This window comes from Candidatus Accumulibacter aalborgensis (genome assembly GCF_900089955.1).
Taxonomy (GTDB): Bacteria; Pseudomonadota; Gammaproteobacteria; order Burkholderiales; family Rhodocyclaceae; genus Accumulibacter; species Accumulibacter aalborgensis.
Genome location: NZ_FLQX01000107.1, coordinates 63,689 through 90,082, shown reverse-complemented (window position 1 = coordinate 90,082; position 26,394 = coordinate 63,689). Strand labels below are relative to the sequence as shown.

Annotated in this window: 25 protein-coding genes and 1 tRNA gene; 18 read left to right on the top strand and 8 right to left on the bottom strand. The window is 64.1% G+C overall.

Annotation, left to right across the window (positions count from 1 at the left end):
- The first annotated feature begins 65 nt into the window (after positions 1 to 65).
- The 6 genes from ACCAA_RS10065 (at position 66) to ACCAA_RS10040 (ending at position 8,205) form a co-directional block, all read left to right on the top strand.
- Positions 66 to 3,737 (top strand): EAL domain-containing protein, encoded by a 3,672-nt coding sequence (locus ACCAA_RS10065; RefSeq protein ID WP_186407112.1) that lies wholly within the window; start codon positions 66 to 68, stop codon positions 3,735 to 3,737.
- A 112-nt stretch (positions 3,738 to 3,849) separates the two neighbouring features.
- Positions 3,850 to 4,581: a glutathione S-transferase family protein gene (locus tag ACCAA_RS10060; RefSeq protein WP_186407111.1), complete on the top strand. Its 732-nt coding sequence runs from the start codon at positions 3,850 to 3,852 to the stop codon at positions 4,579 to 4,581.
- A gap of 167 nt (positions 4,582 to 4,748) precedes the next feature.
- A complete protein-coding gene (locus ACCAA_RS10055; RefSeq protein WP_186407110.1) occupies positions 4,749 to 5,369 on the top strand; it encodes a glutathione S-transferase family protein in 621 nt (206 codons plus the stop codon).
- Positions 5,370 to 5,585: 216 nt separating this feature from the next.
- Positions 5,586 to 6,134 carry an inorganic diphosphatase gene (ppa, locus tag ACCAA_RS10050; RefSeq protein ID WP_186407132.1) on the top strand — a complete coding sequence of 183 codons (549 nt, stop codon included), beginning with the start codon at positions 5,586 to 5,588 and terminating at the stop codon, positions 6,132 to 6,134.
- Positions 6,135 to 6,194: 60 nt separating this feature from the next.
- Complete coding sequence (locus ACCAA_RS10045) at positions 6,195 to 7,805, top strand: NAD+ synthase (protein WP_186407109.1); 1,611 nt, start codon at positions 6,195 to 6,197, stop codon at positions 7,803 to 7,805.
- A gap of 61 nt (positions 7,806 to 7,866) precedes the next feature.
- Positions 7,867 to 8,205 (top strand): P-II family nitrogen regulator, encoded by a 339-nt coding sequence (locus ACCAA_RS10040; protein ID WP_186407108.1) that lies wholly within the window; start codon positions 7,867 to 7,869, stop codon positions 8,203 to 8,205.
- Between the two features lie 19 nt (positions 8,206 to 8,224).
- Here the strand turns inward: ACCAA_RS10040 and ACCAA_RS10035 are convergent, their stop codons facing one another.
- Both ACCAA_RS10035 and trxB read right to left on the bottom strand, forming a co-directional pair.
- Entirely contained in the window at positions 8,225 to 8,785 is a 561-nt protein-coding gene (locus tag ACCAA_RS10035) for a Smr/MutS family protein (RefSeq protein WP_186407107.1), read from the bottom strand.
- Between the two features lie 75 nt (positions 8,786 to 8,860).
- A complete protein-coding gene (gene trxB / locus ACCAA_RS10030) occupies positions 8,861 to 9,826 on the bottom strand; it encodes a thioredoxin-disulfide reductase (RefSeq protein ID WP_186407106.1) in 966 nt (321 codons plus the stop codon).
- A 164-nt stretch (positions 9,827 to 9,990) separates the two neighbouring features.
- Here trxB and ACCAA_RS10025 point away from each other — a divergent pair, with 164 nt between their 5' ends.
- The 3 genes from ACCAA_RS10025 to lolA are packed head-to-tail and all read left to right on the top strand — an operon-like array spanning position 9,991 to position 13,865.
- Positions 9,991 to 10,701, top strand: a complete 711-nt coding sequence (locus ACCAA_RS10025; protein ID WP_245754526.1) for a Crp/Fnr family transcriptional regulator — start codon at positions 9,991 to 9,993, stop codon at positions 10,699 to 10,701.
- A 36-nt stretch (positions 10,702 to 10,737) separates the two neighbouring features.
- Positions 10,738 to 13,254 (top strand): DNA translocase FtsK, encoded by a 2,517-nt coding sequence (locus tag ACCAA_RS10020; RefSeq protein ID WP_186407105.1) that lies wholly within the window; start codon positions 10,738 to 10,740, stop codon positions 13,252 to 13,254.
- A complete protein-coding gene (gene lolA, locus ACCAA_RS10015; RefSeq protein WP_186407104.1) occupies positions 13,251 to 13,865 on the top strand; it encodes an outer membrane lipoprotein periplasmic chaperone LolA in 615 nt (204 codons plus the stop codon). Before ACCAA_RS10020 ends, lolA begins: the two co-directional genes overlap by 4 nt.
- Before the next feature lie 186 nt (positions 13,866 to 14,051).
- On the opposite strand, the gene ACCAA_RS10010 is transcribed toward lolA, so the two are convergent.
- Positions 14,052 to 14,128 (bottom strand) — tRNA-Val (locus ACCAA_RS10010).
- Positions 14,129 to 14,242: 114 nt separating this feature from the next.
- On the opposite strand from ACCAA_RS10010, the gene amrB reads away from it, so the two are divergent.
- Genes amrB through ACCAA_RS09990 form a run of 4 tightly spaced genes read left to right on the top strand, consistent with a single transcriptional unit; the run spans position 14,243 to position 17,379 of the window.
- Positions 14,243 to 15,061 carry an AmmeMemoRadiSam system protein B gene (gene amrB, locus ACCAA_RS10005; protein WP_186407103.1) on the top strand — a complete coding sequence of 273 codons (819 nt, stop codon included), beginning with the start codon at positions 14,243 to 14,245 and terminating at the stop codon, positions 15,059 to 15,061.
- Positions 15,051 to 15,599 carry an AmmeMemoRadiSam system protein A gene (gene amrA / locus ACCAA_RS10000; protein ID WP_186407102.1) on the top strand — a complete coding sequence of 183 codons (549 nt, stop codon included), beginning with the start codon at positions 15,051 to 15,053 and terminating at the stop codon, positions 15,597 to 15,599. The genes amrB and amrA overlap by 11 nt, the downstream gene beginning before the upstream one ends.
- A complete protein-coding gene (amrS, locus tag ACCAA_RS09995; RefSeq protein ID WP_186407101.1) occupies positions 15,584 to 16,693 on the top strand; it encodes an AmmeMemoRadiSam system radical SAM enzyme in 1,110 nt (369 codons plus the stop codon). The genes amrA and amrS overlap by 16 nt, the downstream gene beginning before the upstream one ends.
- Positions 16,690 to 17,379 (top strand): dienelactone hydrolase family protein, encoded by a 690-nt coding sequence (locus tag ACCAA_RS09990; protein ID WP_186407100.1) that lies wholly within the window; start codon positions 16,690 to 16,692, stop codon positions 17,377 to 17,379. Before amrS ends, ACCAA_RS09990 begins: the two co-directional genes overlap by 4 nt.
- 122 nt (positions 17,380 to 17,501) lie before the next feature.
- On the opposite strand, the gene ACCAA_RS09985 is transcribed toward ACCAA_RS09990, so the two are convergent.
- The 3 genes from ACCAA_RS09985 to ACCAA_RS09975 form a co-directional block, all read right to left on the bottom strand.
- Positions 17,502 to 18,194, bottom strand: coding sequence for a DUF599 domain-containing protein (locus ACCAA_RS09985; RefSeq protein ID WP_186407099.1), 693 nt, complete (start codon positions 18,192 to 18,194; stop codon positions 17,502 to 17,504).
- A gap of 64 nt (positions 18,195 to 18,258) precedes the next feature.
- Positions 18,259 to 18,975, bottom strand: coding sequence for a cupin domain-containing protein (locus ACCAA_RS09980; RefSeq protein ID WP_186407098.1), 717 nt, complete (start codon positions 18,973 to 18,975; stop codon positions 18,259 to 18,261).
- A gap of 244 nt (positions 18,976 to 19,219) precedes the next feature.
- A complete protein-coding gene (locus ACCAA_RS09975) occupies positions 19,220 to 19,516 on the bottom strand; it encodes a WD40 repeat domain-containing protein (RefSeq protein ID WP_186407097.1) in 297 nt (98 codons plus the stop codon).
- Positions 19,517 to 19,653: 137 nt separating this feature from the next.
- On the opposite strand from ACCAA_RS09975, the gene ACCAA_RS09970 reads away from it, so the two are divergent.
- From ACCAA_RS09970 to ACCAA_RS09955, 4 genes are all read left to right on the top strand, one after another.
- Complete coding sequence (locus tag ACCAA_RS09970; protein WP_342674046.1) at positions 19,654 to 19,938, top strand: type II toxin-antitoxin system CcdA family antitoxin; 285 nt, start codon at positions 19,654 to 19,656, stop codon at positions 19,936 to 19,938.
- Positions 19,939 to 19,947: 9 nt separating this feature from the next.
- Positions 19,948 to 20,130 (top strand): CcdB family protein, encoded by a 183-nt coding sequence (locus ACCAA_RS09965; protein WP_186407096.1) that lies wholly within the window; start codon positions 19,948 to 19,950, stop codon positions 20,128 to 20,130.
- 311 nt (positions 20,131 to 20,441) lie between these two features.
- On the top strand, positions 20,442 to 21,005 hold the full coding sequence (locus ACCAA_RS09960) for a DUF2760 domain-containing protein (protein WP_186407095.1): 564 nt from the start codon (positions 20,442 to 20,444) through the stop codon (positions 21,003 to 21,005).
- Positions 21,002 to 22,849: an Hsp70 family protein gene (locus ACCAA_RS09955; RefSeq protein WP_186407094.1), complete on the top strand. Its 1,848-nt coding sequence runs from the start codon at positions 21,002 to 21,004 to the stop codon at positions 22,847 to 22,849. Before ACCAA_RS09960 ends, ACCAA_RS09955 begins: the two co-directional genes overlap by 4 nt.
- Before the next feature lie 6 nt (positions 22,850 to 22,855).
- On the opposite strand, the gene ACCAA_RS09950 is transcribed toward ACCAA_RS09955, so the two are convergent.
- Positions 22,856 to 23,158: a DUF2442 domain-containing protein gene (locus ACCAA_RS09950; protein WP_186407093.1), complete on the bottom strand. Its 303-nt coding sequence runs from the start codon at positions 23,156 to 23,158 to the stop codon at positions 22,856 to 22,858.
- Positions 23,130 to 23,363, bottom strand: a complete 234-nt coding sequence (locus ACCAA_RS09945) for a DUF4160 domain-containing protein (RefSeq protein ID WP_186407092.1) — start codon at positions 23,361 to 23,363, stop codon at positions 23,130 to 23,132. The genes ACCAA_RS09950 and ACCAA_RS09945 overlap by 29 nt, the downstream gene beginning before the upstream one ends.
- 90 nt (positions 23,364 to 23,453) lie before the next feature.
- On the opposite strand from ACCAA_RS09945, the gene ACCAA_RS09940 reads away from it, so the two are divergent.
- Positions 23,454 to 26,291: an Hsp70 family protein gene (locus tag ACCAA_RS09940; protein ID WP_186407091.1), complete on the top strand. Its 2,838-nt coding sequence runs from the start codon at positions 23,454 to 23,456 to the stop codon at positions 26,289 to 26,291.
- Positions 26,292 to 26,394 lie beyond the last annotated feature (103 nt).

The following is a 26,394-nucleotide window of genomic DNA, read 5'->3' as shown; positions in this document are numbered from 1 at the left end:
GAGACAAGGCAAATCCGGATTCACGGTGAGGAGATCGCCGTCCTTTTTGTATTAGCATTGGCGACATGGCTCACTCTCTGCGGTTCTGGCTCGCGATCGGTCTGTCGACCGTGGTCGGAGCGGCCACCGTGCTGGCCGTCTCGGTCATGCTCGGCGTGCTCCTGCCGCGGCTGAGCGCGCAGGTCGAGAGCAGCAACCATTCCCTCGCCGTGGCCCTGTCGCGCCAGGTCGACGATTTTCTGCGCGGGTCGGCACTGGCGCTGGAACGTGTGGCGGCAGAGATCGAGGCCATGCCTGACGCGACCCCCGAGCGTACGCGCGTCGTCGTCGATACGCTGGCCAACGCCCACGCGCCGATCGACGCGCTCTACGTTTTGGATGCGAGCGCTCTCGTCGTTGATGTCGGGCTGCCGCTGGAACGGCGAATGGGCCGTGGCGACCTGCTGGGACTGGACTTTTCGGCAAGAAAGTTCGTCGCCGGGTCGCGACCAGCCGGCGCCGTGACCTGGTCTGACAGCTATCTGTCGCTGCGCGGCAAGATCGTCGTCGCTGCCAGCGTAGCGCTGCGCAGCCAGGTCGCGCCAAAGCAATCATCAGAGCACCGGACCCTGGTGGGCGAGGTCGACCTCGAACAACTGTCGGTGCGCGTTGTTGAACTCGGGTCGGCGGCCGGGGTGCTACCGATGATCGTCGACCGCCTGGGGCAAGTTGTCGCGCATCCGGACACTGGCCGCGCGGCCGGCCAGGAAAATCTCGGCAACCTGCCACTGATCCGCGCCGGTCTCGCCGGCCACTTCTCGACCGAGCGCTTCATTTTCGATGGCCACGATTACATCGGCAGCGTTTCCCCGATTGGCAGCTCCGGCTGGCTGGCGCTGGTCGCGCAGCCGACCGAACTGGCCTTCGCCACGATGCGCTCAACTTTGCTGGCCATCATTGGCGGAACAGCCGCCGCACTCGCGCTGGCCCTGCTCAGCGCCTACGTCTTTGGCCGGCTACTGGTACGGCGAGTCGCCGACTTCGGCCGCCATGTGCAGGCGATTGCCGACGGCGACTACACGGCTCCCCTGCCCTCATCGCGGACCGAGGAACTGATCAATCTGACGATCAGCATGCGGCGCATGGCCAATGCCATCGTCGATCGAGAAGCGGCGCTGGTGGCTTCCGAAGGACGCTATCGCGCCCTGTTCAGGGACGCGCCACTCGCCTATCAATCGATCGACGTCAGCAGCGGCAAGGTTGTCGAGGTCAACGAGGCCTGGCTGGCACTACTGGGCTACCGCCGCGAAGAAGTGGTCGGCCGGCCGATCAGCGCTTTCCTTGCCGAACACTCTCTGCCTGCGCAGACCGCGGTCTTGCAGCACTTCGTCGGCGAGGGTCGGATCGACGACCTGATGATCAACGTTCGACACAAGGACGGCAAGGCGATCACCGTGCTGATCAGCGGCCGCATCCATCGCGACGCGCAAGGCGAGGCGCGTACCCACTGCATCCTCGCTGACATCACCGAGCGGCAGCGCCTTGAAGAAGCGCAGCGGCAAGCCTCCGCACGGCTCAAACACCAGGCTGAACGGGCCGTGGCGATGCTCGAGTTGCCCAAGGCTGCCGAGCGGATGGACGAAAACGAGTTCGTTCAGCATGGCCTTGCGGTAGTCGAGCGCCTGACCGACAGCCAGATCGCCTTTCTCTATTTCGTCAATGCAGACCGGCAGATGAGCGACTCGGTCATCTGGTCACATGGTACCCGCAAGCACTGCTCCGATGCGCTCACCGACCCGCTCTGCGCGACCGGCGTGGCCGTGATCTGGGCGGCGGCCATGCAGCAGCGCGGGCCGCTGGTCTACGACGATAGCTCGACGTCGGCCAACGGCCGCCTGCCCGTCGAAGCGCCCGGACTCGAACGCCTGATCAGCGTGCCGGTGATCGAGGGCGGCATCGGTCGCATGATGGTCGCCGTCGGCAACAAGCCGCGGCCCTACTGCGAGGGCGACATCGAGACCACGCGCCTGATTGGTCAAGATATCTGGCGGATCGTCAACCAGCGTCGCGCCGACGAGGCGCAGCGCCTGGCGGCGACCGTTTTTTCGGCGAGCACTTCGGGAATTTGCATTGCCGATGCGCAGCGACGAATCGTCTCGGTCAACCCTGCGTTGAGCACCATCACCGGCTACCCCCCGGACGAGATCATCGGCCAGACACCGCAACTGTTTGCCTCCGAATGCCAGAACGACGACGGTTATCTTGAGCTGTGGGCCGGGGTCACCGAGCACGGCGAGTGGCGCGGCGAGATCTGGAACCGCCGCAAGAGCGGCGAGGTTTTCCCGGCGTGGCTGACGCTTACCGCAGTCAGAAACAGCGACGGGCTGGTCACGCATTATATCGGCAGCTTCTACGACATCACTGAACGCAAGCGGGCGGAAGAACATATTCGTTTTCTCGCCCACCACGACGCGCTGACGCAACTGCCCAACCGCACCTTGCTTGACGACCGCTTCCGCCAGGCAATCGTCAAATCGAGACGCGACAGAAAGCGGACGGCGGTGCTCTTCCTCGACCTCGACCGCTTCAAGTTGATCAACGATACCCTTGGTCATGACGCTGGCGACCGTTTGCTGGCCAGCGTCGCCGGACGCCTTCAGGCGGCGCTGCGCTCGACCGAGACAGTGGCACGGCTTGGTGGCGACGAGTTCATCATCATCATTCCCGATATCCCCGATATCGCGCATGTGGCTCTGGTGGCGCAGAAAGTGCTGGACGTGGTGTCGTCGCCGCACCTGATCGACGACCGACCATTGCATGTCACGCCGAGCCTCGGCATCAGCGTCTATCCCGACGACGGTGATGACGTGCCGACACTGCTACGCCATGCCGACACGGCGATGTATCACGCCAAGGAATGTGGGCGGAACAACTTCCAGTTCTTCACGCCGGCAATGAACCTGGCGGTCCAGGAACGGGTGTCGATCGAGCACGACCTGCGTACTGCCATCGCCAACGGCGAGTTCGAGCTCTTCTACCAGCCGCAGGTCGACTGCCGCAGCGGCAATGTCACCGGTATGGAAGCTCTGCTCCGCTGGCACCACCCACAACGCGGCCTCGTGTCCCCGCATCGCTTCATTCCGATCGCCGAGGAAACCGGCCTCATCGTGCCAATTGGCGAATGGGTATTGCGCGCGGCGTGCCGCCAGGCGCGATGCTGGCACGATGCCGGACAAACGGGCCTGCGCATCAGTGTCAACCTGTCAACGCGGCAATTGCAGCAACCCGATCTCGGCGAGCGAATCTCGTCATGCCTTGCCGAATCGGGGCTACCTGCCTCGGCGCTCGAACTGGAACTGACCGAAAGCATGCTGATGGCTGATCCAGTGAGCGCAACGACCTTGTTGCGCTCGCTCGATGGACTCGGCATCCGCCTGGCCATCGACGACTTCGGCACCGGCTACTCGAGTCTCGCCTACCTCAAGCGCTTCCCGGTCTCGCGGCTGAAAATAGACCGCTCCTTCGTGCGCGACCTGTCCAGTGACGCCAATGATGCAGCCATTGTGCGCGCCGTCGTCGCCCTGGCCGAGAACCTGAGGATGGACGTCATTGCCGAGGGTGTCGAAACCGTCGACCAGATGCGCTTTCTTGAACGGCACGACTGTTTCGAGGTACAGGGCTACCTCTTCAGCCGGCCCCGGCCAGCCGCCGAGTTTTCCAGCTTCCGCTTCGCTCTGCCGGTTGCCGACGGGGATTGACGATGGCGTTCTGGGGGGCGATCATGGCGGTCAGTGCTCCGGCATGGGCAGCCCGGCGCAGGGCTGGAATCGATTTTGACGCAGATCACCAAACGGCGAGGCAAAGACGAAAATGATCGATCTCTACACCGCAGCCACCCCCAACGGACACAAGGTCTCGATTGCCCTCGAGGAACTCGCGCTGCCCTACACCGTGCAGACACTGAGTCTGTCGAACGGCGAGCAGAAGCAGCCCTGGTTTCTGGCGATCAATCCGAATGGTCGCATCCCGGCAATCGTCGATCGCGCCGTCGATTTCACGGTCTTCGAGTCGGGTGCCATCCTGCTCTACCTGGCCGAAAAAACCGGCCGACTGATTCCGCAGGACGCCAAAGGGCGCTCACGGGTGGTGCAGTGGCTGATGTTCCAGATGGGTGGTGTCGGGCCGATGATGGGCCAGGCAAACGTCTTCTTCCGCTATTTTCCGGAGAAGATCCAGCCGGCGATCGACCGTTATCAGGGCGAGTGCAAGCGCTTGTTCCGGGTGCTCGACGGCCATCTCGCCGATCATGAGTACCTTGCCGGCGACTACTCGATCGCCGACATCGCCAACTGGGCATGGGTACGCACGCATCGCTGGTCAGGCGTGGACATCGACGAACTGCCACACCTCGAACGCTGGCGCGACCAGATTCGCGGCCGTCCGGCGGTGCAACGAGGTATCAACACCCCGCCATCACCGATCGACCGAGACGCCGACGACGAGCAAGCGCTACGCTTCGCCGAAGAGGCGCGCCAGATGGTCGAAATGGGACAGTCAATGGGACCGGACAGCCGCGCCAAGACGGCGCCCGAGAGCCTGTGAAAAAAATCACCCAGTCCCGATTCCGGCTCTCGCCATTCCCCGTCACCCTCGCGAATGCGGGGGGAAGGCGGGAACGACGGAAGCGTAGCTGCGGCAATATTTTCACAGCCACTGAGGCCCACCAACGGCGATGATCATTCGTTTCTTTTGAAAAGAGGAGAAGCAGCGTGAAACTTTTCATCTCACCACGGGCGCCCAACCCGCGCCGAGTCGTGATGTTCATCGCCGAGAAAGGGTTGTCCGGCATCGAACAGGAGGTCGTCGACATCGGTACGGGGCAGCACCAGAGCGAAGCCTTTCGCGCCAGGAGCCCGCTGGCCAAGGTCCCCGTTCTCGAACTCGACGACGGCCGCATACTCGGCGAAACACGCGCCATCTGCACCTACCTCGAAGGCCTGGCGCCACAGCCGAATCTCATGGGAACCGATCATGAAGAGCGCGCGTTCATCGAGATGGCCGATCGTCGCGTCGAACTGTACCTTTTTGGCGGCATCGTCAACTGCATTCGGCATACCCACCCTGGACTGGCAGCGCTCGAACAACCCCAATTTCCCGACTTCGGCCACTCACAAGGCGAGAAAGTGCGCGACGTCGCACGCTGGCTCGATCGCCAACTGGCCGAACAGCCTTTCGTTGCCGGCCAGCGTTTCACGATCGCCGATATCACCGCCTTCTGCGCACTCGAATTTGCGCGCGGGCTGATGAGATTCCAGCCGGCCAGCGAAGGGATGCCGCATCTGCAGGCCTATCGCGACCGTATTGCCGCGCGCGCCAGCGCGGGTCTCTGATGCGCCAGGAAAAACGGGGGCTTCGGCCGCCGTTTTTTTGTGCCCTGTCAAAGGCGACGGCATTGGAATGGTCGCCTGGCGCGAAGCGGTGCGCTGTGCCGGGCGCCTCTGACGCGAGCGGCGACCGGAATGGTCACGAAGATGGCCACGGCGCTCACCCGGAACCGATTGATGGTTATAATGGCTGCTCCCGCAACCAGTAGAGAGATCACCAACATGGGCCTAGATCGCGTGCCCTCCGGCAAGTCGCTCCCCAATGATTTCAACGTCATCATCGAGATTCCGATGCATGCGGATCCCGTGAAATACGAAGTGGACAAGGATAGCGGAGCGGTCTTCGTCGATCGTTTCATGTCCACCGCGATGCACTACCCATGCAACTATGGGTACATTCCACATACCATTGCCGGCGACGGCGACCCGGTCGACGTCCTGGTGGTGACGCAGTTCGCGCTGCCCCCCGGTGTCGTCGTACGCTGCCGGCCGATCGGCCTGCTGGCCATGGAGGATGAGGCGGGGCCGGACGGCAAGCTGCTGGCGGTGCCGGTCGATAGCCTGACGCCGATGTATCGCGACAAGGAGACGCCGCGCGATTTTCCGCAGGTCATCCTCGACCAGATTGCCCACTTCTTTGCCCACTACAAGGATCTCGAACGGGGCAAGTTCGTCAAGGTTGCCGGCTGGCTGGGCAGTGAGGAAGCCAAGGCGGAAATCATGGAAGGTGTGCAGCGTTACGCTGACGCCAAAGAGAAACCGGCCTTCTGAACCAATTTTCCCGTTCCACTGATCAAGGGGCGCGCTGGCGCCCCTTTCGCTAGCGCGCCCATGTCTCTCAAGATTGCGATTGCCCAGATCAATGCCACGGTCGGCGACTTCGCCGGCAATACGGCGAGGATCGTAGACTTTGCCGAGCGTGCGCGCGCCCAGGGCGCCGACCTGCTGCTCACGCCGGAACTGGCGCTCTGCGGTTATCCTCCGGAAGACCTGCTGCTGCGCGACGATTTCTGCGCTGCCTGCGAACGCGAACTGGACCTGCTGGCCGGCCGACTGCAAGGCATCGCCGTCCTCGTCGGCCACCCCGAAAAGCGCGGCGAGCGCTGCTACAACGCGGCAACGCTGCTCAGCGACGGCGTGCGCGTGGCCACCTACTACAAGCAGCGATTACCCAGCTACGAGGTGTTCGACGAGGAGCGTTATTTCGACTCGGGTGAAGCGCCTTGCGTACTGACGCTCAAGGGCGTGCGTTGCGGCGTGAATATCTGCGCCGACGTCTGGGAAGCGGGCGCCGCTGATCTGGCCCGTGAAGCCGGTGCCGAAGTGCTGCTCGTCCTCAATGCCTCGCCGTACCACATCGGCAAGCAGGAGCGGCGTACCGAGGTGCTGCGTCAGCGCATTGCCAGTACCGGCCTGCCGGTGGTCTACGCCAATCTAGCCGGCGGCCAAGACGAACTGGTCTTTGACGGCGGCTCCTTCGTGCTCGACTCGCATGGCACGGTGTGCTGTCAGTTGCCGCAGTTCGAGGAAGCGCTGGCCGTCGTCGACTTCGTCGACGGCCAGCCGCAGCCGGGGATGATCGTTCCCGCGCCCGGTCTTGAGGCCGAGGTCTACCAGGCACTGGTCCTCGGGGTGCGCGACTATCTCGGCAAGAACGGTTTTCCCGGCGCGATCATTGGTCTGTCAGGAGGCATCGACTCGGCGCTGACGCTGTGCATCGCGGTCGACGCGCTGGGCGCCGACAAGGTCCGCGCGGTGATGATGCCTTCGCCGTACACGGCCGATCTCAGCCTCACCGAGTCGCGCGAGATGGTTCGTCTGCTGGGCGTCAAGTACGACGAAATCGCCATCGAACCGGCCATGAAGACGCTGGCCGCGATGCTCGAGACGCAGTTCGCCGGCCTGCCGGCCGACACCACCGAAGAAAACCTGCAGGCCCGGATTCGCGGCATGATCCTGATGGCGATTTCGAACAAGACCGGCTCGCTGGTGCTGACCACCGGCAACAAGTCGGAAATGGCGGTCGGCTATTGCACCCTCTACGGAGATATGGCCGGCGGTTTCGCGGTCATCAAGGACATCGCCAAGACGCTGGTGTACCGCCTCTCGCGTTGGCGCAACACACGCTCCTACGCCATTCCCGAACGGATTATCAGCCGCCCGCCATCGGCCGAGTTGAAGCCCGATCAGACCGACCAGGACAGTCTGCCTCCGTACGAAGTGCTCGACGCCATCGTCGAGGCGTACATGGAAAAGGACCTCAGCCCGCGCGCGATCATCGCCCGTGGTTATGCCGAGGCCGACGTGCGTCGTGTCGTTCATCTCCTGAAGATCAGCGAATACAAGAGGCGTCAGGCACCGGTCGGCATCCGCGTCACACAGCGCGGTTTCGGCAAGGATTGGCGCTATCCGATCACCAATCGCTACCGCGACCCTTACTGATCGCTTTCGGAAGCCCGATTTCTGATACGATTTCCTTATGATCTTCCCTGGAGCAGAGGCCATGAAAAAAATTGAAGCGATCATCAAACCATTCAAGCTCGACGAGGTGCGCGAAGCGCTGTCCGAGATTGGCGTCACCGGCCTGACGGTCACCGAAGTCAAGGGCTTTGGCCGTCAGAAGGGCCACACCGAACTCTATCGGGGAGCAGAATACGTCGTTGATTTCCTGCCCAAGGTGAAGATCGAGATCGTCGTCGCCGACAGTTCGGTCGAAGGCGCCATCGACTCGATCGTCAAGGCTGCACGGACCGGGAAGATTGGTGACGGCAAGATTTTTGTCACCACGGTCGAGCAAGTGGTCCGCATTCGCACCGGTGAAACCGACGAGTCGGCGATCTGATTGATTGAGTGAACCGACGCTAACGGGGCTTGCCGCCAGCCTTCAGCAAGACCCACAAAGCACCGTCGCCCCCGTCGCTGGGCGGCGCGTGACAGAAGGCGAGAACGTCCTTGCAGCGACTCAGCCAGAGCTTGACCAACTGGCGCAGGATCGCTTCCCGGCCCGGTGACCCATTGCCGCGACCGTGCACGATTCGCAGGCAGCGTTTGCCGGTGGCCAGCGATTCGGCGACAAACAAAGCCACTTGCTGGTGCGCCTCATTCCGGTTCATGCCGTGCAGATCGACGTGATCCTGGATGCTCCAGCGACCTCGGCGCAGGTCGCGCAGCAGAGTCCGGGGCAGGCCGCTGCCCAGAAAAGAGTCGGCGCCGCCGAGATCCAGCCAGTCATCGATGGCCAGTGGCGCCCGCATCAGCTCGGCGATCACCGCCGCTTCGTCGAGTTCGCGCTGACGCGGACGTGGACTGGGCTTCGGCGCTTCAAAGCTGACCCGGTTGGCCTTGGGCAATGGCGTCGCGCCGTCGACCGCGGCGCGAAAAGCGGCCTGGTCGTCCGGGTTGAGCGAGCGGGCCTGGGTCATCGCAAGTCTGCGGTCTCGTGCAGCCAGCGCGCGCATCGGCATGACCTGGCGTCCGAGCCGGCAGCGTTCAACGATTTAGCCGGCAAGAGCGAGGCTGTCGAGGTAGCGCTCGGCATCGAGCGCCGCCATGCAGCCACTGCCGGATGAAGTACAGGCCTGACGATAGATATGATCCTGCACATCGCCAGCGGCGAAAACGCCGGCGATCGAGGTTGCCGTGGCATTGCCCTGCCGCCCACACTGGGTGATCAGGTAGCCGCCTTCCATGTCGAGTTGGCCAACGAAGAGATCGGTGTTCGGCTTGTGGCCGATGGCGATGAAGACGCCCATCAGCGGGATGTCTTCGGTGCTATCGGAGAGTTTGTCCCGGATGCGCATTCCGGTGACGCCGGACTGGTCGCCGAGCACCTCATCGAGCATGCTGTTCCAGCGAATCGTGATCTTGCCGGCCTGTTCCTTGGCAAACAGCTTGTCCTGCAGGATTTTTTCACTACGCAGCGTGTCGCGTCGATGGACCAGGGTGACGTGGCTGGCGATGTTCGCCAGGTAGAGCGCCTCCTCGACAGCGGTATTGCCGCCTCCGATGACGGCGACCGGCTGGTTGCGGTAAAAGAAACCGTCGCAGGTGGCGCAGGCAGAAACCCCGCGGCCGGCATACGCGTCCTCGGACGGCAGTCCCAGGTACTGGGCCGATGCCCCGGTGGCGATGATCAGCGCGTCACACGTGTAAGTGCCCGTATCGCCGATCAGCGTGAAGGGCTTTTCGGTCAGTCGTGCGGTGTGAATCTGGTCGAAGACGATCTCGGTTTCGAAGCGCCGCGCATGTTCCTCGAAGCGCTGCATCAACTCCGGCCCCTGCACACCCTGAGCATCGGCTGGCCAGTTGTCCACGTCGGTGGTGGTCGTCAACTGGCCGCCCTGGGCCATGCCGGTGATCAGCACCGGCTTCAGGTTGGCGCGGGCCGCGTAGACGGCGGCGGTATAGCCGGCCGGGCCGGAGCCCAGGATCAGCAGGCGGCAGTGGCGGGTCACTTCGGTCATTTCGCATGGGCTCTGGTGGTGGATCACGGAAAAATTATAACCGGCAAAGCTGGCCCTCCCGCTGCCAAGTTTGTACCACCTTTGCCACGCATACCTGCAAAGTGACTTATAATCGCCGCGCAAGCCATTGATAGAAATCATTTCACTTGACGAAAGAATGCCTTATGAACACACAGGTCGAGCAACCCCGGAGGGGACCAAGCCTGATCTTGCTGCACAGCATTCCGATGTTTGCCGGCGTACCCGATGCCGAACTGGAGCAGATCGCCAAGGTCGCCTTTCACCGCCGGGTGCCGCGCCAGACAACGATCGTGCGCGCCGGAGACAGCACCGATTCGCTCTATGTCCTGGTCAGTGGCCGCGCCAAGGTCATGAACAGCGACGAGGAGGGACGCGAGGTGATTCTGACGCTCCTCGGTCCGGGTGAGTTCTTCGGTGAAATGGGGCTGATCGACGGCAGTCCACGATCGGCCGACGTGGTGGCCACCGAAACCTGCGAGTTACTGGTAATTACCAAGAATGACTTCAAGCGCTGCCTGGCCGAGAACTTCGACCTCTGCCTCAATATCATGAAAAGCCTCGTCCAGCGCCTGCGCGAGGCCGATCGCAACATCGAGAGTCTGGCGCTGCTCGATGTCTATGGTCGCGTGGCCAAGTTGCTGATCGACTTCTCTGAAGACGAACGCGGCGAGCGGGTGATCAAACGCCGGGTCACCAAGCAGGACATCGCCAAGATGATCGGTGCCTCGCGCGAGATGGTCAGTCGGGTGATGAAGGATCTGGAAAATCGCGGCTACTTCCGAGTCGAAGAGGGCCGCATCGTCATCCTTGAGAAGCGCATGCTTTCGGCTGCGGCTCCCGCGCCCCGAGCCTGATCACCACCGTATTTCGACCTCATTCCAATCGCGCTGATGGCTTTGCTGAAAAAACTTACCGGCAGACTTGCCTACCCCTCGCGGGCACCGAGCCCACTGCCGGAAAAAATTGCCGTGCTCCTGCGGGAATCGCGCTGGCTGATTCTGATCGTCGTCGCCAGCTTTCTGGCGCTCTCCCTGTGGGGCTACCACCGCGCCGACCCCGGCTGGTCACACGCCGTACAGGCGACGACCTTGCACAACCCGGCAGGTCGTAGCGGTGCCTGGTTGGCCGATTTGATGTTGTCGGTTTTCGGCCTTTCCGCGTGGTGGTGGATCTTTCTGCTGATCGCTTTCGTCTGGTGGGGTTATCGACGCCTCGATGGTCAGCGGCCCAGCGATCGGCGCCCGCTGTACATCGCCCTCGCTGGCTTCATGGTCCTGATCGTCGCCAGCAGCGGGCTCGAAACCTTGCGTTTCTACACCCACAAGGCAGCGCTGCCGGTCGGTCCTGGTGGCATCATGGGCCTCGAACTGGCCACGGTCGGCGTCCGCTATCTCGGTTATACCGGTGCGACGCTGTCGCTCTTTGCCCTGCTGATGCTTGGCTGGAGCATCTTTTCGGGGATGTCGTGGATTACTGCCGCCGAGCGCGTAGGAGGAATGTTCGAAGCCACCGTGGTCGGCGTTCGCCAGTTGTTCGAACGCTGGCAGGACCGGCGCATCGGCCGCGAAGTTGCACGTGAGCGAGAAGCCGTGGTCGAGGGCGAGAAAAAGCGCGGGGAGGCGCACGAACCGACACTGGTCGATAAGCCAGAGTCTCCGCCACCGCTGTCACGGAAGGCTGCCAAGCGAACAGCAGCGCACAGCGAGCCGACGCTGTTCGATGAGCCGGCCGCCCTGCCCATGTCCGAGCTGCCGCCGCCAGCCGAGCACCCGCTAGCCGCCCACACCACCCACACCACCCATACCGAGATGCCAATCGATGAGCCGGCGCCGCCGGTCAAATCCGTTCTGCCGCCGAAAATCGAACGAATGACCGAGCTTGAGCGGCCAGCGCCACCGGTCCCCGACGCAGTACCCGGCGACCTGCTGCCGCCGCTGCATTTGCTCGAACCGGCGCCGCTGCAGAGTGACCGCGTCAAGGTCGAGACCCTCGAATACACCTCGCGTCTGATCGAGCGCAAACTGGCCGACTTCGGGGTCATCGTGGCAGTCACTGCCGCCTACCCCGGCCCGGTCATCACACGCTATGAGATCGAGCCCGCCGTCGGCGTCAAGGGGGTGCAGATCCTCAACCTGGCGAAGGATCTGGCACGCTCGCTGTCGCTGGTCTCGGTTCGGGTCGTCGAGACGGTACCCGGCAAGTCATCGATGGCGCTTGAGCTACCGAATCCGAGGCGCCAGATGGTACGCCTGGTGGAAATCATTGCCAGCAAGGAATACCGCGACATGAACTCGCCGCTGACGATGACGCTGGGCAAGGATATCGGCGGTCAGCCGATGGTCGTCGATCTGGCCAAGATGCCGCATCTGCTGGTTGCCGGCACGACCGGGTCGGGCAAATCGGTGGGCATCAACGCGATGATCCTCTCGCTGCTCTACAAGGCTGAGCCCGATCAGGTGCGGCTGATCCTGGTCGACCCCAAAATGCTCGAACTGTCGATCTACGAAGGCATCCCGCATCTGCTCGCGCCGGTGGTGGTGGACATGAAGCAGGCGGCCAACGCGCTCAACTGGTGCGTCGGCGAAATGGACAAGCGCTACAAGCTGATGTCGGCGATGGGCGTGCGCAATCTCGTCGGCCTCAATCATCGCATCAGGGAAGCCGAGAAGAGCGGCGAAAAGCTTGCCAACCCGGTGTCGCTGACACCCGACACGCCGGAACCCCTGTCGATCATGCCGTACATCGTCGTGGTCATCGACGAACTGGCCGACCTGATGATGGTTGCCGGCAAGACCGTCGAGCAGCTCATCGCCCGCCTGGCCCAGAAGGCACGCGCGTCGGGAATACACCTGATCCTGGCGACCCAACGGCCGTCGGTCGATGTCATCACCGGCCTGATCAAGGCCAACATTCCGACGCGCATCTCGTTCCAGGTGTCGTCGAAAATCGATTCGCGCACCATCCTCGATCAGATGGGTGCTGAGGCGCTGCTCGGTCAAGGTGACATGCTCTTTCTGGCGCCGGGCACCGGCTATCCGACGCGCGTGCATGGTGCCTTTGTCGCCGACGACGAAGTGCATCGGGTCGTTGACTACCTGAAGCAAGCCGGCGCTCCGGCGTACATCGACGGCGTCCTCAGCGGCGCGGGCGGCGACGAAGGTGACGGGCCAGGCGGTGGCGACAACGGCGGTCTGGACACCGATGGCGAGGCCGACCCGATGTACGATCAGGCGGTCGAGGTGGTGCTCAAGAATCGCCGTGCGTCGATCTCGCTGGTCCAGCGCCACCTGCGCGTCGGCTACAATCGATCGGCGAGGCTCATTGAAGCAATGGAAAAGGCCGGCCTTGTTTCTGCCATGGACGCGCGCGGCGGGCGTGAAGTCCTGGCCCGCAAGGAGGAAGAATGATTCGCCGAAATCTCCTGGCCGCCGCCTGCCTGATCGCTGCGCAGGCAGCCAACGCGGGCGCCATCGACAAGTTGCACCAGTTTGTCGAGTCGACCCGCACGGTACGTGCCGACTTCACACAGACCGTCGTCGCCAGGAACGGACGCAAGCCACAGTTGTCGAGCGGCGTCATGATATTCGCCCGCCCCGGCAAGTTCCGCTGGCAGATCGAGAAGCCCTATAGCCAGTTGCTCCTTGGCGATGGCGAGAGAGTCTGGATTCATGACCCCGATCTTCGTCAGGTGACGGTCAGGAAGGCCGGAACGGCGCTAGGCGGAACTCCGGCGGCACTGCTCGCCGGTGAAAGCACGATCGAGAAGAACTTCAGCCTGAGCGAAACGGGCGACAAGGATGGTCTGGAGTGGGTAGAGGCGATCCCCAAGTCGCAGGACAGCGGTTTCGAGAAGGTCCGTCTCGGTTTTGCCGGCAACGACCTTCGGGCAATGGAACTGCTCGACAGCCTCGGCCAGACCACCGTGCTGCTGTTTGGCCATCTCGAACGCAATCCGCGCCTGGCTCCGGCGCTGTTCCGCTTCACGCCACCGGCCAACACCGACGTGGTGGGCGAATGAGCATCGTCCAGAAGGTCCGCCCGCTCGTCGGATTGAAGCTTGAAGCACGGCGATCAAAGGGGGACAATTAGCGGGCATCGGAAAGAATGGAGTGCTGCCCGCGGCGCCCATCGAACGAACACAAAAAAGCCGCCCGAGGGCGGCTTGATTGGTGACACTGCATCTACCGGATTCATCGAAGAATTCTGGTAGGCGCGATTGGACTCGAACCAACGACCCCCACCATGTCAAGGTGGTGCTCTAACCAGCTGAGCTACGCGCCTTCAGTGAAGCCGCCAATACCAGACTACCAGACTGCCGGCGACCTCAAGGAGAGTGCGCATTATACGGTCCCGGAACGCCAAGTCAAGCACCAACTCGTGAAGAGGAACAAGCAGATGACACACTCAAGCCAACAGACGCGTCCGGCGGCAGTCGCCGGAATGTTCTATCCGGGATCGTCGACCATTCTGGCCCGCGATCTGCGCGACTTGCTGGCCCACGGCGCTCAGATCCCGGCTGAGCGAGCAAAGGCGATCATCGCGCCACATGCGGGCTACGTCTATTCCGGCCCGATCGCGGCCAGCGTCTACGCACCGCTCAGCGCGCTGCGCGAGATCGTACGCCGCGTCGTCCTGCTCGGCCCGACCCACCGTGTCGCGGTCAATGGGCTGGCGGTCCCCTCGTCCACCGCTTTCGCCACCCCGCTCGGAATCGTTCCGGTCGACCAGGATGCGCTGGCCGCCATCGCGCATCTGCCGCAGGTAGTGGTCAGTGACGCAGCGCATGCCCTCGAGCACTCGCTGGAAGTGCAACTACCGTTTCTGCAGACGGTGCTGGGCGAGTTCACACTGGTACCCCTGGCCGTCGGCCGTGCTTCAGCGGCACAGGTGGCCGAAGTGCTCGACTGCCTGTGGGGCGGCGACGAGACGCTGATCGTCATCAGCTCGGATCTTTCCCATTACCTGCCCTACGATGTGGCTCGCCAGACCGATGCCGACACCGCGCGGCACATCGTCGCGCTCGATCCGCATATCGACCATCCGCAGGCCTGCGGCGCGACGCCGGTCAATGGCCTGCTGCTGGCCGCGCGTGGCCACGGACTACGGGCCCAACTCATCGACCTGCGCAATTCGGGCGATACCGCCGGCGACAAATCGCGCGTTGTCGGCTACGGCGCCTTTGCCTTCAGCGAGGCGGCCGACGATGCCCACTGATGCCCTTGGCAATGCGCTGCTGCGCATCGCCCGCAACGCCATCGGCGAGCGCTTCGGGATCGCGGCACAGGCTGTCGCTACACTCCCGGAACTTGCCGAGCCGGCAGCAACGTTCGTGACGCTGACGCAGAACGGCCAGTTGCGAGGCTGCATCGGCAGCCTTGAAGCGCATCGGCCGCTGGGCATCGACGTCGCCGAGAATGCGCTCGCGGCCGCTTTTCGCGACCACCGTTTTCAGCCGCTGGGTGAGGATGAGTTCCCGCGCACGCGCGTCGAGGTTTCGCTGTTGACGCCGGCCGAGCCCTTCCCGGTCGCCAGCGAGGCCGACGCGCTGGCCCGTCTGCGCCCCGGTATCGACGGCCTGATCCTGAGCTACGAGCGGCGGCGGGCGACTTTCCTGCCGCAGGTCTGGGAGTCGCTGCCTGACCCGCGGCATTTCATGGCGCAGCTCAAGCTCAAGGCCGGCCTGCCCGCCGACTTCTGGCACCAGCAGCTCGCGCTGGCGCGTTATGAGGTGAGGAAATGGAAAGAGACTTGAGCCACTTGCCCAAAGTACCCGAATCCGCCCACCCCGGTCGCTGGTGGCACGCGATCGCCGACCAACGGATTCAGTGCGACCTCTGTCCGCGTGACTGCAAATTGCATGAAGGTCAGCGCGGCGCGTGTTTCGTTCGCCAGAACCTCGGCGGGCAGATGGTCCTCACCACCTACGGCCGTTCGTCGGGTTTCTGTATCGATCCGATCGAAAAGAAGCCGCTCAACCACTTCTACCCCGGATCGGCGATCCTGTCTTTCGGCACCGCCGGCTGCAATCTGGCGTGCAAGTTCTGCCAGAACTGGGACATCTCGAAGTCGAAAGACATGGACCGCCTGCTCGACGCGGCGAGCCCGGACGGCATCGCGGCCGCTGCGCTCGCCTACGGCGCGCAGTCGGTGGCCTTCACCTACAACGACCCGGTAATCTTCGCCGAATACGCAATCGACACCGCGCTCGCCTGCCACGAACGCGGCGTCAGGACGGTGGCGGTCACTGCCGGTTACATCCACCCTGAACCGGCGCGCGAGTTCTACGCCGTGATGGACGCTGCCAACGTCGATCTGAAGGCCTTCACCGACGACTTCTACTTCAAGCTGTGCGCTGGTCACCTGCAACCGGTACTCGATATCCTGGCCTATGTTCATCACGAAACGAAGTGCTGGCTGGAGATTACCACCCTGCTGATTCCCGGCCGGAACGATTCCGCCGCCGAGGTCAAGGCGCTTGCCGACTGGGTGGCGCGCGAACTCGGGCCCGATGTGCCGCTGCACTTCACCGCCTTCCATCCCGACTGGAAGATGGACACTCTACCGCCAACGCCGCCGTCGACGCTGACCCAGGCGCGGCGCATCGCGCTCGACGCCGGCCTGCACTACGTCTATACCGGCAACGTGCACGACAGCGAAGGCGGCACTACCTTTTGCCCGTGCTGCCAGGCGGCGCTGATCGAGCGTGACTGGTACACCATCCGTCATTACGATCTGCCCAGCGACGGTTGCTGTCCGCACTGCGGCACAGCGCTTGCCGGCCACTTCGCCCGATTCGGCAAGCCTTTCGGGCCGCGTCGCATTCCGGTCAGGCTGGTGCGCCGTTGAGCGAAGCGATCGCCTTCCCCGGCGTCACCGAGGTCTCGGTCGACAGCGAGCACGGTCCGCTGCACGGCGTTTTGATGCTCCCGGCGCCGCTCTCGGCGCTGGTCGTCGTGGCGCACGCAGGCCCAACTCCAGAGGCACGTGATGACGCGCTCGCCGTCGTCCTGCGCCATGCCGGCGTGGGTACGCTGACCCTCGACCTGCTCACTCACGTGGAAGAACACTTCGCCGATAAACACCACAACGTCCCGCTGCTCACCAGGCGCCTGCTCGACGGCCTGGCGCTGATCAAGCGGCGGATGGTGCTGGGCGAACTGCCGGTGGTGCCGATAGGCCTCTGCGCCGCCGGCGACTGCTCGCCGGTGGTCGTTCGCGTTGCCGCGCTGCGCGACCACGACATCTTCGCGCTCGTTTGCCGGGGTGGACTGATCGATCTGGCCGGCATGCTCTACCTGCGTTCGCTCGCCTCACCGTTGCTCGTTCTGGTCGCCGAGGACGACGAGCGCGGTCTGCTGAGCAATCGCCGAGCCCTGCGCGAGGTAGTCAGTGAACAGCAACTGAAGCTGTTGCCGGCGAGTGTGGACTCGCCCGAATCGGCAGTCGTCTTTGAGTGCGTGGCGCGCGCGACGGCGCAATGGTTCGTGCAGCACCTGCCGACAGGGAGTGCACCGGCGCGAGCAGACGCATGACGCACGCGCCCGGTGCAGGATGCGGATGCGAGCGTGGGCGTCACTGGCCAGCGGTCCCGGCTGGCCAGCTTTGCCCTCCCTTTTGGCACCGCCGATCAGCAGCTCGTTGCTGAAGGCGCCGGTCAGCTTTCGCGGCGCAGGAGGTCGAGCGCTGCCGATCGGTAGTCGCGCCGATAGAGCACCAGCAGAATGCTCACCGCGAGGACAGCCAGCAGCAGCGGACTGAGCAGCCAGCCCGAGGCCGCCAGGCCGAAGTAGTAGGCACGGATGCCACGATTGAAGTCGTCGCCGCCGAGGTTGTTGGCGCCAGCCAGCCGACGCGCGTAGCTTTCGATTCCCGGCTTGTCGCGGTCGCCCTGCGGGGCCGCGCCAATCAGGATCGAGAGCAGGTTGAACTGGCGCAGCGACCAGGTGAACTTGAAGTAGGCAAAAACGAAAGCCGCGAGCACCAGCAGCAGCTTGATCTCCAGCAGTTCCCGGTTGCCCGCCCCGGGCAACGCCAGATCGGTGGTAAAGCCCAGGAGCTTGTCAGCGGCGCCAAGTGCGGCGACCAGACCAGCGATGATGTAGATGGTGGTGTTGGCGTAGAAGGTGACGCTGGTCACGAGGTTGCCGATCAGCGTCGAATCCGTGACCCGCACCTCGCGCGCCAGCATCTGGTAGGCCCATTCGAGGCGGAACTCCCGCGTGCTGCGGATCAACCCCCCGGCAGCCCAGCGGCTATGCTCGGAGAACCAGGCGTAACCTGCCCAACAGGAAAAAAACGCGCAGAGCGCCAGCCAGTCGGTCAGCGTCAGAAGGCGGATGGCATGCATCGGCAGATCTTGCCACAGAACTTCCGGGTGAAGGCACAAGCCAAGCTGAAGCTGGCCGGCACCATCAGACGCCTTCCGGCACGAGCAAGTCGGCCCCGAGATGCCCCACCTTGACGTAGATCAGCGCGCCTTCAGCGCCGGTGAAGGGCATGTGACGACTCCAGCGCGGATTGCGCAACCAGCTCCCTTGCGGGTACTCGCCGTCTTCGTCGCGAAAAAGCCCGTCAAGAACCAGAATTTCTTCGCCACCGGGGTGAAGGTGTGAATTGAAGCGCGTGTGCGGTGCCCAGCGAACCAGCGCCGTGTTGATGCCCTCGTGTTCGTGCAGCGGCAACACCGACAGGCCGGGGACCAGTCCCGGATACCACTGGGCCGTCCCGGTAGCGATGCGCAGCGTTTGCCGATCGCCCGTCGTGAACTGCCATAACTTGACGAACAGCGTGCAGCCGGCGCGCGAGAAAGGCGTGTGCATCGAGCCGGGCGGGTTGCGCAGGTAGCTGCCGGCCGGGTAGTCACCGTCCTCGTCGGAAAAAACGCCGTCGAGCACCAGAATCTCCTCACCGCCGCCATGCGTGTGCGGGTGGAAACCGGCACCGGCGACGTAGCGCACGATACTCGTCGCCCGGCCGACCTCTCTGCCGACGCGGTCGAGCATGCGCCGTTCGACTCCCGGCTGTGGCGATGGTAGCCACAGCGCGTCGGCGGCATGCGCGACGACGCGTTGGTCGAAGTCGTCGTTGAGGTGGCTGACGGGCTGAGAAGGGCTGTGTTTTTCGGTCATCGGTCGGTTGGTCTCGTGAAGTCGGTTCTCGTGGGTGTGTTACCATGAAAGTCGCGCCGGCGACTCACGAATCTCCCCTCTCCCGCGTTCGCGGGAGAGAGGTCGGGGGTGAGGGAAACGGTCATGCCTTTCATGATCGGGAGTGTCTTGAGAAGTCATGACCGTTTGGCCGAAGGTGCGGGAAATCGGGCCAGAAGCCGCGGAACAGAAGCATGCTTTCAGATTTTCCGGCAGGGCTCAATGATTATCTTCGTTGACAGCCTATCGGCCAGCCATTGGCCAACGCGCGGTCGTCGTCCCTGAGCTGCCAGCCCGGCCAGCGCCAGGCTTCGCCGCCGACCTCGACGATCCGGTTGTCGCGCGGCTCCCAGACGGCGTGGCTGTCGTCGGGCAGCAGCGCGTGGATGCGCAGCAATTCGCCGCTGGCGGCATCCCACAGCCGCAGGCTGCCATCCCAGCCAGCGGACAGCACGTGCTTGCCGTCCGGCGTGAAGCTGCAGTCGCTAAGTGGCGCCCGGCTGCCGGACAGTCGGGCGAGCACACAACCAGACGGAAGTGGGCCTACGCCGGGGGTCGGAAAGGGAATAGCCAATACGGGGGATATGTTTGATTGATAAGCGAATGGCGAGACTGCACTCGGCGATGGAGTTCTTCAAAACAAGGAGCTAAACTGTGCGCATGGAGATTGCTATGCCCGATGGTCAAACAGCTACGCTGAAACGTGCCTCTCGATCTCGGCATCCCGCCAAGCGGGCGATCAACTTGAGCTTGAGCGCCGACGTCCTGGACGCCGCCAAGACAATGCAAATCAACGTGTCCCAAGTTTGCGACAGCCATTTGCGCGAAGTCGTGCGCCGTGAGCTGGAACGTCGTTGGCGGGAGGAACACTCGGAATTCATCGCGGCCTTCAACGCCACGATCGAAGCCGAAGGGCTGCCACTCGACGGGGGGAGAACTTTCTGATGGCGCGCTTTGAGGTCTTTCCCAACTAGGGCACTCTCACCTCTGCTGAGTATCGAGGGCAAGGACTACCTGCTGGAGACACCCAAGATGGGTGCGGTACCGCGGCGCATCCTGAAATCACCTGTCACATCCTTGGCCGTAGAGCAAGCGCAGATCGCCACCGCCCTGGATTTCCTGTTCCAGGGCTATTGATTGGCGCGCTGCGAGGCGCGCTTGCCGAGCGTGCCGCCCAGGTCCGTGCAGGCGTGACGACGGCAGCGCCGCCCGCCGGAGCTACCCGAAAACAGCAAAATGGTTTATATTGCGCTGCAACAGACACGCCTGAAGCGCTACCGGCGGCCCGGCGATAGGGCCCATGCGCAAGCCACAATGATTGCCTCCCTTCGCAGAAGACCCGCTCCGTCGCTCGTCTGCCCGGCCCGGCGCTGCCGCGGCCGATCTCACAACATTGAATACGGAACATCTCACCGCGCCGCTTCGGCGGCCGCAACCAGGACCATTCCATGAAACAAGACCCTCCCTCCTTGTTGAGCAGAATCTCCCTTGCTTTCGGCACCTTCTTCGCGATCATTGCCGACGGCCAGTTGGCCGCCCGCGTGCAGGCCTTGCGTGCCGGCGAGCAGCGCAACGAACCGTCGTCACCAGCTCCCGTCACACCCCGGCCGGTTGTCGTTCCGTTGCGCGAAGCGGCCCCGGACGGCGCACTGCAACTCCTCGGCCTGCTGCAGCGCGAGGCCCGCTTCATCGACTTCATCCAGGAAGATGTCGCCGACTACAGCGACGCCGACATCGGCGCCGCGGTACGCGTGGTGCACGAAGGCTGTCGCAAGGTGCTGCACGACAGTTTCACCATCGCTCCGGTACGCGATGAAGCCGAAGGCAGCCGGATCACGCTGCCGGCAGGCTTCGATGCCGCGGCGATTCGCGTCACCGGCAACGTCGTCGGCCAGCCACCGTTCAAAGGCAGCATCACTCACCGCGGCTGGCGCGTCCTCGAAACCCGTTTGCCCAAGCTCTCCGGCAGCCATGAATTGCGCATTGTCGCCCCCGCGGAGGTGGAACTATGAGCGAGCCAAAATTCTCGATCGGCATCGATCTTGGCACTACCCATTGCGCGCTCTCCTACGTCGACATCGGCGGCAGCGATGGCGAGCAGGTCACCCAGCACGTCCTGCCGATTCCGCAGTTGACCGCACCCGGTTCGGTCGAGGCGCTGGGCCTGCTGCCGTCGTTCATCTACCTGCCACATGCCAGCGAGTTGGCGGACGGTGATCTGAGCCTGCCGTGGACCGCCGAGCAGGACTGTGCGGTCGGTGAGATGGCGCGCAGCCGTGGTGCGGCAACGCCGATCCGTCTGGTGTCGAGCGCCAAGAGCTGGCTCTGCCACGCCGGCGTCGATCGGCGCGCAGCCATCCTGCCCAACGACGCACCGCCGGAGGTGGCCCGCATTTCGCCGCTCGAAGCCTCCTTGCGCTATCTCGCCCACTTGCGCGCCGCGTGGGATGACGCCCAGCCGGCGGCGCCCTTCGCCGATCAGGAGATCGTGGTCACCATTCCCGCGTCCTTCGACCCGGCGGCGCGCGAACTGACTGCCGAGGCGGCCAAGGCGGCCGGCTGCGAACGGATGATCCTGCTCGAGGAACCACAGGCGGCGCTCTATAGCTGGATTCAGAAGAGCGCCGGCGGTTGGCGCAAGCAGGTCCGCCCGGGTGACATCATCCTGGTCGTCGATGTCGGTGGCGGCACCAGCGACTTTTCGCTGATCGCCGTTGTCGAGCGCGAAGGCAATCTTGAACTGCACCGCGTCGCCGTCGGTGAGCACATCCTGCTCGGCGGTGACAACATGGACCTGGCGCTGGCCTATACCGTTGCCGCCAAGCTGTCGACGCAGGGCAGCAAGCTCGACGCCTGGCAATTGCGTGCCCTGACCCATGCCTGTCGGGTGGCCAAGGAAACCCTGCTCAATGACCCTGACATCAGCGCGCTGCCGCTGGTAGTCGTCAGCCGCGGCGCAAAGTTGATCGGCGGATCGATGCGCAGCGAACTGACGCGCGCAGAACTCGACGCCACGCTGCTCGAAGGCTTTTTCCCGGCAGCGGCCATCGCCGATCGTCCGCAGGGGCGGGGTCGCTCCGGCCTGACTCAGCTCGGACTGCCCTACGCGCAGGACGCGGCAGTCACTCGCCACCTGGCCGCCTTCCTGGCCCGTCAGCTCGCCGCAACGGCCGATCTCGATGGATTCGCTGGCGACTTGCCGGAAGACGCGACCTTTCTTCATCCCACGGCGGTGTTGTTCAATGGCGGCGTCTTCAAGTCCGAACTGCTTGCCGAGCGCACGCTGGCGACGATCAATTCCTGGCTTGCCGCTGAAGAAGCGCCCGCCGCGCGCCTCCTCGAAGGCGCCGACCTCGACCTGGCCGTTGCGCGCGGTGCCGCGTATTACGGCTACGTGCGCCGTGGCCAGGGCGTCCGCATCCGTGGCGGAACGGCGCGCTCCTACTACGTCGCGGTCGAGTCGGTGATGCCTGCCGTACCCGGCGTGCAGCCGCCCGTGCAGGCGCTGTGTCTGGCCCCCTTCGGCATGGAGGAAGGGACCGAGGCCGCCCTGTCGGCGCAGGAGTTCGGCCTGGTCGTCGGCGAGCAGGTGCGCTTTCGTTTCTTCGGCTCGTCGGTCCGCCGTCAGGATGCCGTCGGCACGATGCTCGAAGACTGGGAGCCCGACGAACTCCAGGAACTCGACGAGATCCAGACGACGCTGCCGAGCGAAGGCCGTGCGGCCGGCGAGGTGGTTCGCGTCAGGCTGCAGGCACGGGTGACCGAGGCTGGAACTTTGGAACTCGAAGCCTTGCCCCACGGCGGTGGCGAGTGCTGGAAAGTCGAGTTCGACGTGCGCGGTGGTACGACGGATTGATCAAGATCAGGGGCGCGCCGCTTCCTGCGCGTCCCGCCTGACCGCAGTGTCAGCCGCTGTCACCGATGCAACCAAAGGAAACGCGGCAGGATTGCGTATCGACTCGACCGCTAGGTCGATGTCCAGCAACGGCCAAAAGAGGTGGTTATCAGTAGGCCATTCGACTCGACAGATGTGTTCTATGGTTGCGCTCCGAAACCAGGGAAAATCAGCAAAGGGCAAATACAACTCTTCGTCGGCAAGCAGCAGCCAGAAGCCATGCCTGGAAATGTTGGTGACTTCAATTTGGGAAATGGGTGTGCCAGGCATGGGTGATTTCCTCCAAGTGAACGGCGACCAGCCGTTGCGCTTCCTTGAGTTGCTGCGGCGAAAGCCCGGTGCTAGTGGCCAGCGTCAACTCTGGCGACAACCAGAACTTGGCCTCGCCATCCGGATGGCTGACATGCACATGCAGTCTTGGCTCCTCTCGCGAGAAGCAGCGAAAACTGCCCTCGCGGAAGATCGTCGGTGCCATGGCGGGATTCTAGCGCCTAATACTCCGTTCAAGGGGGGCTGCGCGACAAGTACGTGCAGCACTGGCAAACCTATTGAAGGCATCTGAATAGTGCAAAAACAGTACATCGTCGGGATCGATCTCGGCACCAGCAACACGGTGGTCGCTTACGCCGCGCCCGGCAAGCAGCAGGTCGAGCTGTTCGAGATCGAACAACTGGTCGGACCCGGGCAGGTTGCCGCGCGGCCCTTGCTGCCTTCGGTCCGTTACCATCCAGCGAGCGGGGAAATCAGCCCGGGCGATCTGCAACTGCCGTGGCCGGCGGCCGACGGCGACGAGCCGGTGCTCACCGGCCGCCTGGCGCTCGACCTCGGCAGCCAGGTTCCGGGTCGGCTGGTGGCCAGCGCCAAGAGCTGGTTGTCACACGCCTCGGTCGACCGTACGGCAGCGATCCTGCCCTGGGGTGCCGACGACGAAATCGCCAAGGTCTCGCCGGTCGGCGCCAGCGCGAGCTATCTCGCCCATGTCCGCGCCGCCTGGCACTACCGCTTCCCGAAAGCGCCGCTGGAGAAGCAGCAGGTGATCCTGACCGTTCCGGCCTCCTTCGACGAGGGCGCCCGGGCGCTGACGCTGGCCGCCGCGCGGCAGGCGGGGCTGGCGAACCTGCGCTTGCTAGAAGAACCTCAGGCGGCGTTCTACGACTGGCTTTTTCGCCATCAACAGGACCTCACCGAGGAACTCGCCGCAACGCGCCTCCTGCTGGTCTGTGACGTCGGCGGTGGAACCACCGATCTGACCCTGATCGGGGTGAGCATGAAGGATGGCGAGCCCGAGCTGACGCGTATCGGCGTCGGTGACCACCTGATGCTCGGTGGCGACAATATGGATCTGGCTCTTGCCCATCTCATCGAATCACGTTTGCCAAGCAGTGAGGGACGACTGTCGGCGGCGCGCTTTTCGCAGCTCACCGCACGCTGCCGGGCGGCCAAGGAGCAACTGCTTTCCGTCGGCGCACCGGAGAGCCTCCAGTTGACCCTGCTGGGCGGCGGCTCGCGGCTGATCGGCGGCGCGCGAACGGTCGAACTGAGGCGCGATGAAGTTCGCCAGGTCATCGTCGATGGCTTCCTGCCGCGCGTGGCAGCAGATGAGCCCATACAGCAGCGACGAGCTGCCATCGTCGAGTTCGGACTGCCCTACCCGGCCGACCCGGCGATCACCCGACACGTCGCCGCCTTTCTCCGACGGCACGCGCAGGCGTCGCGGCGGGCGCTCGCGGTTGAAAGCGGCGAACAGAGCGGGCCGAGCGAAGGCAACGCCGAGCAGCCACTGCCGATACCCGATACGCTGCTCCTCAACGGCGGCGTGTTTCGCGCCGAGGCCCTTGCCGAGCGCCTGCGAAGCACTCTTGGCGACTGGCGAGGCGCAACGCTGCGCGTCCTGCACAACGACAATCCGGACGTCGCCGTGGCCCGCGGGGCCGTCGCCTACGCGCTGGTCCGCCAGGGGCATGGGCGGCGAATAGGCGGCGGATCGGCGCGCAGCTACTTTCTCGTCCTCGAGGAGGCGGGGCAACACAGACGAGGCATCTGCATTCTGCCGCGCGGCACCGAGGAGGGGCACGAGGTCCGCTTGGCGGAGCAGACCTTCAGCTTGCGCCTCGGCCAGCCGGTGCGCTTTCACCTCGCTTCGTCGGTCGCCGACACCCCTTACCTGGCGGGCGAAATCGCCGACCTGGCCGACGAGGAATTCGTCCGTCTGCCGCCAATCGCCACCGTCGTGCAGGCGCCCGCTGACAGCAGCCAGCGCGAAGTTCGCGTGCAACTGATCAGTGCGATGACCGAAGTCGGCACACTCGAACTGCACTGCGTCAGCGTCGACGATGCCGCCCGTCGCTGGCTGCTCGAGTTCCAGTTGCGTGGCGACGAGGGCGACGAGAGCGAAGGGGGGGCTTCGGCGGTTTCGTCGACGGTCTTGCCACCACGCTTTGCCGACGCCGTGCGCTGCATCGAGCACATTTTCGGAGCGCGCTCGCCAGCACTGGACAATGCGCAGATGCGCAGGGAAGTTCGGCACCTGCGCGGTCAGCTCGAGCATCTGCTCGGCAAGCGTGAAGACTGGGACATGCCGCTGCTGCGCGCGCTGTTCGACGCACTGATGCAGCGCGCAAGGCGCCGCCGCCGCTCGCCGGAACATGAACGGCTGTGGTTCAATCTCGCCGGCTACTGCCTGCGCCCGGGGCTCGGCTACGCGCTCGACGAGTGGCGGATAGAGCAGCTTTGCCTGCTGCTCGGGCACGGAGTAGAGTACGTCGGCGAGAGCCAGAACTGGTCGGAATGGTGGACGCTGTGGCGCCGCGCCGCTGGCGGCTTGCCCGCCGCTACCCAGGACGAGCTCCTGGCCGAACTCCTTCCCGCCCTGCAGAGCGAAGCGGCAAAGACCCGCAGCCGCCTGGCGGCGGCGATGGCCGGCAGTCACGACGATATGCTGCGCCTCGTAGCGTCGCTTGAACGCTTATCCGTCGAGCGCAAGGTCGAAGTCGGCGACTGGCTGCTCGGCAGACTGCGCAAAGCCTCGGAGAAGACGCTCGGCTGGTGGGCACTCGGCCGCATCGGCGCGCGGCAGTCGCTCTACGGCAGCGCCCACCAGGTCGTTCCGCCCGAAGTCGCCTGCCGCTGGCTGGAAGCCCTGCTGGCCGTCGACTGGAAGAAAGTCGAGCCAGCCGCGTTCGCTGCCACGCAGATCGCTCGCCTGACCGGCGACCGCTCGCGCGACCTGCCCGACGCCAAACGGCGAAGCGTACTGGCGCGCCTGACTGCGAGCAACGCCAGCGCCACCTGGATCGAGCAGGTGACGACCGTCGTCGAACTCGACAAAGCCGACCAACGCCGCGCTTTCGGCGAGTCCTTGCCGGCAGGCTTGCGACTGGTTCCGGCAGATAGAATTGGCTGATAGTATCGCTGTCGATGTCTGCGCCATAAGTGTGATCCATTGGCCGTCCTGCGCCGTATCGCTGATAATTTACAGAATCCAGGTCGGTCTGACGCGGTGATAC

Excerpts from the sequence above, each read along its gene's own strand:
- ACCAA_RS09950 (WP_186407093.1), bottom strand. The coding sequence starts at position 23,158 with ATGCCTGGCACACCCATTTCCCAAATTGAAGTCACCAACATTTCCAGG.
- ppa (WP_186407132.1), top strand. The coding sequence starts at position 5,586 with ATGGGCCTAGATCGCGTGCCCTCCGGCAAGTCGCTCCCCAATGATTTC.
- ACCAA_RS09980 (WP_186407098.1), bottom strand. The coding sequence starts at position 18,975 with ATGACCGAAAAACACAGCCCTTCTCAGCCCGTCAGCCACCTCAACGAC.
- ACCAA_RS10065 (WP_186407112.1), top strand. The coding sequence starts at position 66 with ATGGCTCACTCTCTGCGGTTCTGGCTCGCGATCGGTCTGTCGACCGTG.
- amrB (WP_186407103.1), top strand. The coding sequence starts at position 14,243 with ATGACACACTCAAGCCAACAGACGCGTCCGGCGGCAGTCGCCGGAATG.
- ACCAA_RS10045 (WP_186407109.1), top strand. The coding sequence starts at position 6,195 with ATGTCTCTCAAGATTGCGATTGCCCAGATCAATGCCACGGTCGGCGAC.
- ACCAA_RS09945 (WP_186407092.1), bottom strand. The coding sequence starts at position 23,363 with ATGGCACCGACGATCTTCCGCGAGGGCAGTTTTCGCTGCTTCTCGCGA.
- ACCAA_RS09985 (WP_186407099.1), bottom strand. The coding sequence starts at position 18,194 with ATGCATGCCATCCGCCTTCTGACGCTGACCGACTGGCTGGCGCTCTGC.
- trxB (WP_186407106.1), bottom strand. The coding sequence starts at position 9,826 with ATGACCGAAGTGACCCGCCACTGCCGCCTGCTGATCCTGGGCTCCGGC.
- ACCAA_RS10060 (WP_186407111.1), top strand. The coding sequence starts at position 3,850 with ATGATCGATCTCTACACCGCAGCCACCCCCAACGGACACAAGGTCTCG.
- ACCAA_RS09960 (WP_186407095.1), top strand. The coding sequence starts at position 20,442 with ATGAAACAAGACCCTCCCTCCTTGTTGAGCAGAATCTCCCTTGCTTTC.
- ACCAA_RS09970 (WP_342674046.1), top strand. The coding sequence starts at position 19,654 with ATGGAGATTGCTATGCCCGATGGTCAAACAGCTACGCTGAAACGTGCC.
- lolA (WP_186407104.1), top strand. The coding sequence starts at position 13,251 with ATGATTCGCCGAAATCTCCTGGCCGCCGCCTGCCTGATCGCTGCGCAG.
- ACCAA_RS09955 (WP_186407094.1), top strand. The coding sequence starts at position 21,002 with ATGAGCGAGCCAAAATTCTCGATCGGCATCGATCTTGGCACTACCCAT.
- amrA (WP_186407102.1), top strand. The coding sequence starts at position 15,051 with ATGCCCACTGATGCCCTTGGCAATGCGCTGCTGCGCATCGCCCGCAAC.
- ACCAA_RS10020 (WP_186407105.1), top strand. The coding sequence starts at position 10,738 with ATGGCTTTGCTGAAAAAACTTACCGGCAGACTTGCCTACCCCTCGCGG.
- ACCAA_RS10035 (WP_186407107.1), bottom strand. The coding sequence starts at position 8,785 with ATGACCCAGGCCCGCTCGCTCAACCCGGACGACCAGGCCGCTTTTCGC.
- amrS (WP_186407101.1), top strand. The coding sequence starts at position 15,584 with ATGGAAAGAGACTTGAGCCACTTGCCCAAAGTACCCGAATCCGCCCAC.
- ACCAA_RS10040 (WP_186407108.1), top strand. The coding sequence starts at position 7,867 with ATGAAAAAAATTGAAGCGATCATCAAACCATTCAAGCTCGACGAGGTG.
- ACCAA_RS10025 (WP_245754526.1), top strand. The coding sequence starts at position 9,991 with ATGAACACACAGGTCGAGCAACCCCGGAGGGGACCAAGCCTGATCTTG.